This is a genomic window from Kitasatospora sp. NPDC059803 (assembly GCF_042732255.1).
GTDB lineage: Bacteria > Actinomycetota > Actinomycetes > Streptomycetales > Streptomycetaceae > Kitasatospora.
On sequence record NZ_JBHWIJ010000062.1, the window covers coordinates 1 to 6,895 of the forward strand.

The 6,895-nt window shown below is 73.4% G+C and carries 6 protein-coding genes; 4 read left to right on the plus strand and 2 right to left on the minus strand.

Translation table 11 applies throughout. The features are described 5' to 3' along the window. The first annotated feature begins 241 nt into the window (after window positions 1-241). The 4 genes from ACFV6I_RS13250 to ACFV6I_RS13265 all read left to right on the plus strand — a co-directional run bounded on the left by ACFV6I_RS13250 (window position 242) and on the right by ACFV6I_RS13265 (window position 5,129). The gene (locus ACFV6I_RS13250; RefSeq protein WP_380425079.1) at window positions 242-844 is read left to right on the plus strand and encodes a PadR family transcriptional regulator; all 603 of its coding nucleotides are present in this window, start codon (window positions 242-244) and stop codon (window positions 842-844) included. Beyond that, entirely contained in the window at window positions 841-2,604 is a 1,764-nt protein-coding gene (locus tag ACFV6I_RS13255) for a sulfatase (protein ID WP_380425082.1), read from the plus strand. Before ACFV6I_RS13250 ends, ACFV6I_RS13255 begins: the two co-directional genes overlap by 4 nt. Before the next feature lie 160 nt (window positions 2,605-2,764). Beyond that, window positions 2,765-4,108 (plus strand): MFS transporter, encoded by a 1,344-nt coding sequence (locus ACFV6I_RS13260; RefSeq protein WP_380425084.1) that lies wholly within the window; start codon window positions 2,765-2,767, stop codon window positions 4,106-4,108. A gap of 166 nt (window positions 4,109-4,274) precedes the next feature. After that, window positions 4,275-5,129 (plus strand): formylglycine-generating enzyme family protein, encoded by an 855-nt coding sequence (locus tag ACFV6I_RS13265; protein ID WP_380425086.1) that lies wholly within the window; start codon window positions 4,275-4,277, stop codon window positions 5,127-5,129. 106 nt (window positions 5,130-5,235) lie between these two features. Here the strand turns inward: ACFV6I_RS13265 and ACFV6I_RS13270 are convergent, their stop codons facing one another. Both ACFV6I_RS13270 and ACFV6I_RS13275 read right to left on the minus strand, forming a co-directional pair. After that, window positions 5,236-6,552 (minus strand): sensor histidine kinase, encoded by a 1,317-nt coding sequence (locus ACFV6I_RS13270; RefSeq protein WP_380425088.1) that lies wholly within the window; start codon window positions 6,550-6,552, stop codon window positions 5,236-5,238. Next, on the minus strand, window positions 6,552-6,895 hold a 344-nt coding region (locus ACFV6I_RS13275), incomplete at its 5' end, for a winged helix-turn-helix domain-containing protein (RefSeq protein WP_380425091.1). The genes ACFV6I_RS13270 and ACFV6I_RS13275, both read right to left, overlap by 1 nt.

The following is a 6,895-nucleotide window of genomic DNA, read 5'->3' on the forward strand; positions in this document are numbered from 1 at the left end:
CGCGCGCCGGGGGGGTGGTGGGGGTGCCCCCCCACGCGCCGCGGGGCGCCCGTTTTCCCCGGAAGAGCCTGTTTCATCGCGGCCGCACCGGGCATCCCCGCCGGCGGCGCAGGTGCTGCGCACTGTGAATCACCGTGAACTCCTATGAACGGTCGGATAATTCGCCGCCCGTCGCGTTGACGTCCCCCATGTCGCGGATAGAACACTGAGCACATAAGTGATTCCGCACATAGGGGGCTCGATGCAGTTCGAGTACGTCCTGCTCGCCCTGCTGGCCGGCCGGCCGTTCAGCGGGTACGACCTGCGCAAGTGGGTCGAGACGGAGGGCCAGTTCCTCCGCTCGCGCGCTCACCACAGCCAGATCTACCGCCTGTTGGGGCGGATGATGGCGGACGGCTGGGTGGCCTTCGAGGTCGATCCGCGCGAGGGGCGTCCCGACGCGAAGGTGTACCGGCTCACGCCCGTGGGGCGGGAAGTGTTGATGGAGTGGGTGCGCTCCCCGTACGAGCCGCCCAGCCGGTTCCAGGACGCGGACTTCCTCTCCCGCTTCGCCTTCGCCGCGGTCCTGGACCGCGAGGCGGCGATCCGGCTGATCCGCACCGAACTGGACCACCGGCGCCAGCAGATCGCCCGCAACCGACCCCGCGACCGCACGGTCCGCTTCGAGGACCCGCTGCCCGAGCTGGACCAGGAACTCGCGCGCGAGGTCTACGAGGAACTGCACCAGTACGGCGCCGGCGCCATGGACGCATGGGTGGCCTGGCTGGAGCGCATGCTCCGGCGTCTCGAACAGTGGCAGCCGGGGCACAAGACGCCACCGGCCGGAGAGGGGAGCGCCGCATGAAGGCGATCATGGTGATGTTCGACAGCCTCAACCGGCACATGCTGCCGCCCTACGGCGGGGACTGGACGCACGCGCCGAACTTCGCGCGGCTGGCCGAGCGGTCCGTCACCTTCGACCACGCCTACGCGGGGTCGATGCCGTGCATGCCGGCCCGCCGCGAGATCCACACCGGCCGGTACAACTTCCTGCACCGCAGCTGGGGCCCGCTGGAGCCGTTCGACGACTCCATGCCCGAACTCCTCAAGCAGAACGGGGTGTACACCCACCTGGTCAGCGACCACCCGCACTACTGGGAGGACGGCGGTGCCACCTACCACGGCCGGTACAACACCTGGGAGTTCTTCCGCGGCCAGGAGGGCGACCCGTGGAAGGGCCAGGTGGCCGACCCGGAGATCCCCGAGGACCTGAAGAAGCTCCGGTTCGAGTCCTACCGGCAGGACTGGGTGAACCGCCCGCACCTGGCGACCGAGGACCGCCACCCGCAGACGCTGACCTTCGACGCGGGCCTGGAGTTCGTCCGCACCAACCGGGACGCGGACCGGTGGTTCGTGCAGATCGAGACCTTCGACCCGCACGAGCCGTTCTTCAGCCACCAGCGGTTCAAGGACCTCTACCCGCACGACTACGAAGGCCCGCACTTCGACTGGCCCGACTACAAGCGCGTGGTGGAGACCCCCGGCCAGGTCGAGCATGCCCGGCTGGAGTACGCGGCGCTGCTGTCGATGTGCGACCACTCCCTCGGGCGGGTGTTGGACCTGATGGACGAGCAGGACCTGTGGGACGACACCCTGCTGATCGTCAACACCGACCACGGCCTGCTGCTGGGGGAGAAGGGCTGGTGGGGCAAGACCGTCCAGCCCTGGTACAACGAACTGGTCCACCTGCCGCTGTTCGTGTGGGACCCGCGGGCCGGCAGGGCCGGGGAACGGCGTCGGGCCCTGGTGCAGACGATCGACCTCGCACCGACGCTGCTGGAGTACTTCGGCATCGAGCGCCCCGCGGACGTGCAGGGCCGCCCGCTGCCGGTGGCCGAGGACACCCCGGTACGGGAGGCGGCCCTGTTCGGAATCCACGGCGGCCACGTCAACGTCACCGACGGCCGCTACGTCTACATGCGCGCCCCCGCCACGGCGCACAACGCGCCGCTGCTGGAGCACACGCTGATGCCCACCCACATGCGCGGGCGGTTCTCCCCGGCCGAGCTGGCGAACCTCCAGCTGGCGGAGCCGTTCACCTTCACCAAGGGCGTGCGCACCCTGCGCGTCCCCGGCCGCACCTTCATCAACCCCTATCAGCACGGCACCCTGCTGTTCGACCTGGAGGGCGACCCCGAGCAGCGCACCCCCCTCGTCGACGACGCGGCCGAGCTGCGGATGGCGACCCTGCTGGTGGAGCTGATGCGCGCGGGCGACGCACCGCCGAGCCAGTACGAGCGCCTCGGCCTGCCCGCCGAGGGCCCGGTCGGCGCGGAGCACCTGCTGGTCCGCGCCCAGCGCGAGCAGGCCGACCGGACCGCCGAGCCGCTGCCCCGCCCGGAGGACTACCCCTCGGGACGCTTCTCGCTGCGGACCCCGGTGTTCGCCCTGATCTCCGACCCGGTCGCCGTGGAGGTCATGCGCAGGCACCTGCCCGGCATCGTCGACTCAGAATTCCTGCAGTTCCTCGGCCCGACGCCGCTGATCGACGTCGCCGCCCTGGCCGGCGGCCTCACCGACGTGTCGGCCCTGCGCCGGGTGGCCGAGGAGCTCGCCGCTCTCTGACCCGCCGGCGCACGACCCAGCCGGCGCACGATCCCGCCGGCGCACGACCCAGCCGGCGCGCGAGGTGCCGGTGACGGGGTTGCAGCCCCGTCACCGGCGAGCACGCCCCCTTTCCCCCGCACTGCCCCTGTGACGAACGATGCGAAGAGCGGAGTCGCGCATGTCCGACCTTATCGAGGGCACCTCCGGGCCCGCCACGAGGACCGGCCCACCCCCGGTCAGAGGCCGCTGGACCCAGCTTTCGGTCCTCGGCGGCGCCATGCTGGTCGACGGCACCGAGGCCGGCCTGGTCACCGGCCTGTTCCCGGTCATCAGGAATGCCCTCGGCCTCACCCTCGGCTCGCTCGGCGTCCTGACCGCCGCCGGCAAGCTGATCGGCGTGCTCGCGGCCCCCCTGTGGGTGTGGGCGGCACGCCGCTGGTCGCGCAAGAGCGTCCTGGTCCTGTCCACCGGCCTGTGGGGGGTGTGGGGCGTGGCCGCCGGCTTCTCCAGGAACTTCACCGAGCTGCTGGTCTTCGTCACGCTCCTCGCGGCCGGCTACGCGGCCGCCCAGCCGCTGGTCTCCGAGATCATCGGCGACCTGTTCGACTCGGCGTCGCGCGGCCGCGCCGTCGGCGCCCTCTACGGTGCGCTCGCACTGGCCGGCTCGGTGCTCGGCCCGCTCATCGGGCAACTGGCGGGAGTCCACGACGGCTGGCGCTGGGGGCTGTGGGGCGTCGGCGTCCTGAACATCCTCTTCGGCGTGGTGCTGCTGCTCTGCTTCCGCGACCCCGGCCGCGGCGCGGCCGAGCGGCAACTCGCCGACCTCGACCGGGCCGCCCGCGAGTCCCGGACGAAGGTCGACCTGGCCACCGTCGTCTCGCTGTTCAAGATCCCCAGCTTCGCGATCCTCCTGGTGTCGCGGCTGCTCTCGGGACACCTGCTGCTCTCCTCGTTCGCCGTCGTCTACCTGGTGGACGTGTTCGGCTTCACCACCCAGCGAGCCGCCGTCGTCCTGATGCCGCTGGGCATCGGATACCTGCTGGGCACTCTGCTGGGCGGCTTCCTCGCCGACTGGGCCACCCGCCGCAGCCCCCGCCACGGGCTTCCCGGCGCGCTCCAGGGCGCCCAGGTCGCCTTCGCCGTCCTCGCCTTCCTGGGCACCCAGGTCCACTACCGCGGCATCGGCGCCTACGCCCTGCTCTTCTGCCTGATGGGTGTCGCCCAGGGCGTCAATCCCAGCCTCAACCGCCCGATGGTCATGGCGGTCACCCCGCCGGAGCTGCGGGCCACCGCCTTCACGATCTACGTCTCGGTCTTCGAAGCCCTCGCGTGGGCCGCCTTCGGCCTGGGCGCCGGCTTCCTCGGCCAGGCGGTCGGACTCCGCCCGGTGTTCCTGGCGGTCCTGGTGGTCCTCATGCTCGTCAACGGCGCCTTCCTGACCCTCCTCCACCTGCCCTACGCGAAGGACGTGCAGCGGGTGCAGCGGGAGCTCGACCTCAGGCGCCGGGCGGCCCTGGCCTGACCCCGGCCCGCCTTGCACGGCCGGCTGAACCCAGTCCCGGCTGAACCCACTCCCGGAGGAACCTGTGAACCTGCCCTCGGCGCCCTGCTGCACGCCCTCGCGAGGCCCCGGCGCGATCCGCCCGCTCCGCCTCGCGGCTCCGCGTCCCGCCGGGCCCGCGGACGGCATGGTCCTCCTGCCCGGCGGCGAGTTCCTGATGGGCACCGACGACTCCGAAGGCTTCCCCGACGACGGCGAAGGACCCGTGCGGCAGGTCCGGCTGGACCCGTTCCTCATCGACGCCCGCGCCGTCACCAACGAGCAGTTCACCGTGTTCGCCGCCGACACCGGCTACCGCACGGACGCCGAACGCCTGGGCTGGTCCTACGTCTTCGCCGGCTTCCTCCCGGCCGCCGTGCGGCGTACCGCCGCTCGGGTGGAGCGGACCCCCTGGTGGTGCGCGGTCACCGGAGCCGCCTGGGACCGGCCCGAGGGTGCGGGCAGCACGGTCGCCGACCGCGGCGACCACCCCGTCGTCCACGTCTCCTGGAACGACGCGCACGCCTACGCCTCCTGGGCCGGCAAGCGCCTGCCCACCGAAGCGGAGTGGGAGTACGCGGCCCGCGGCGGACTCGAACAGGCCCGCTACCCGTGGGGCGACGAACTCGATCCCGACGGCACCCACCGCTGCAACATCTGGCGCGGCACCTTCCCGGCGAAGAACACGGCCGCGGACGGCCACCGCGCCACCGCCCCCGCCGGCGCCTTCGCGCCGAACGGCTTCGGCCTGTACAACATGTCCGGCAACGTGTGGGAGTGGTGCGCCGACTGGTGGACCACCGACCACCCCGCATCCCCCACCCCGGCCAACCCCACCGGCCCCGCCACCGGAACCGCCAAGGTCATCCGCGGCGGCTCCCACCTGTGCCACAAGTCCTACTGCAACCGCTACCGCGTCGCCGCCCGCAGCTCCAACACCCCCGACAGCTCCAGCGGCCACGCCGGCTTCCGCTGCGCCCGCAACGCCGAACGGCCCGACTGACGCGCCGACCCGTCCGCGCCGGGCCACGCCGTTCAGCCGGGCTCGCAGATCACCAAGCCGGGGCTCGCCGATCACCGACCCGCTGTCCCGACCTCCGGGCGGGCCGTCAGCCCTCCGGTGCGGGCGGCAGGTGGAAGCCGACCTCGGCGCCGCCGGAGGGGGCGGCGGTGGCGAAGACGGTGCCGTGGTCGGCGGCGACGAGGTCGTGGACGATGGCCAGGCCCAATCCCGAGCCCGGGGTGGACTGGGTGGCGGCGGCGCGGTGGAAGCGCTCGAAGACGGCCTGCCGGTCGCCGGGGGCGATGCCGGGCCCGTGGTCGCGCACGGCGAGGCGGGTGCCGGTGACGTGGACCTCCACCGGGGTGCCGTCCGGGCTGAACTTGACGGCGTTGCCGACCAGGTTGTCCACGCAGCGCTGCAGCGCGCGCGGGCGGGCCTGCACCGGCACGGGCCGTTCGGCGGTGACGGTGATCTCGCGGCCGGTGCGGCGCCGGAAGCGCCGGGCGCTGTCCTCGGCGGCGGCCGTCAGGTCCACCGGCTCCGGGTCCTCCACGGTCTGCTGGTCGGTGGCCAACTCGACCAGCTCGCGGACGAGTTCGTCGAGTGCGACGGTTTCGGTGACCAGGGTGGCGAGGATCTGCTCCTCGTCCGCGGGGGCGAGCCGGCCGCGGGCGCGCTGGAGGAGTTCGGCGCAGCCGCGTACCGAGGTCAGTGGGGTGCGCAGCTCGTGGCTGGCGTCCTGGACCAGGCGCTGCTGCTGGTCGCGGGAGCGGCGCAGGGCGCCGACCATCGCCTCGAAGGCGCGGGTGAGGCGGCCGACTTCGTCGCGGCCGGCGGCGGGCAGCGGGGTGGCCAGGTCGCGGGTGGTGGTGATGTGTTCGGCGGCGCGGGCCAGGCGTCGCACCGGGCGCAGGATCCGGCCGAGGACGAGCCAGCTGAGCAGCGCGGAGGCGGCCGCGGCCGCGGCGCTGGTCCAGGTGATGCGGCGCAGGAACGCGTCGTCGACGGTCTGCGCCCCGGCGTAGGTCTGGCCGATCATCACCGCGCCCTGCCCGTCGGGGCGGGCCTTGGTGAGGATGCCGTAGGGGGTGCCGTCGACGGTGGCGTCCTCCTGGTGGGCGCCCTGCGCGGTACGGGCCACCTCCCGGGCCCGGTCCGAGACCGGCAGCGCCGGGCCGCCCGGGGCCCCCAGCGGCCGGGTGGTGCCGTCGGGCAGCAGCAGCTGTTCGACGGTGTCGGGCCGTGCGGGCGGGGGGCGGTCGAGGTCCAGGGCGGCGAGCACGGTGTGGGCCCGGTCCTCCAGGCTCCGGTCGAGCTGGTCGGCGACCAGGGTGCTGACGCCGCGGTAGGCGGCGGTGACGGGTACGGCGATGGCCAGCAGGACGGAGGCGAGGACCACGAGGCCGATCCTGGTGCGCAGCATCAGGCGGTCCTGGCGGTGTAGCCGACGTTGCGCACGGTGTGGATCAGCCGGGGCGCGCCGCCGTCCTCGGTCTTGCGGCGCAGGTAGCCGATGTAGACGTCGAGCGAGCGCGAGTCGGTGTCGAAGTCGTAGCCCCAGATGCGTTCGTAGATCTGGTGGCGGGTCAGGACGGTGCCCTGGTTGCGCAGGAGCAGTTCCAGCAGGTCGAACTCGGTCTTGGTCAGGTCGAGCCGGGGCGCGGCGCGGGGGGGGGGGGGGGGGCCGGGGGGGCGGGGGGGGGGGGGGGGGGCGGGCGCGGGGGGCGCGCCGCCCGGCGGCGCGGTGGGGGGGGGCAGGGCGGCGG

Excerpts from the sequence above, each read along its gene's own strand:
- ACFV6I_RS13250 (WP_380425079.1), top strand. The coding sequence starts at position 242 with ATGCAGTTCGAGTACGTCCTGCTCGCCCTGCTGGCCGGCCGGCCGTTC.
- ACFV6I_RS13255 (WP_380425082.1), top strand. The coding sequence starts at position 841 with ATGAAGGCGATCATGGTGATGTTCGACAGCCTCAACCGGCACATGCTG.
- ACFV6I_RS13260 (WP_380425084.1), top strand. The coding sequence starts at position 2,765 with ATGTCCGACCTTATCGAGGGCACCTCCGGGCCCGCCACGAGGACCGGC.
- ACFV6I_RS13265 (WP_380425086.1), top strand. The coding sequence starts at position 4,275 with ATGGTCCTCCTGCCCGGCGGCGAGTTCCTGATGGGCACCGACGACTCC.
- ACFV6I_RS13270 (WP_380425088.1), bottom strand. The coding sequence starts at position 6,552 with ATGCTGCGCACCAGGATCGGCCTCGTGGTCCTCGCCTCCGTCCTGCTG.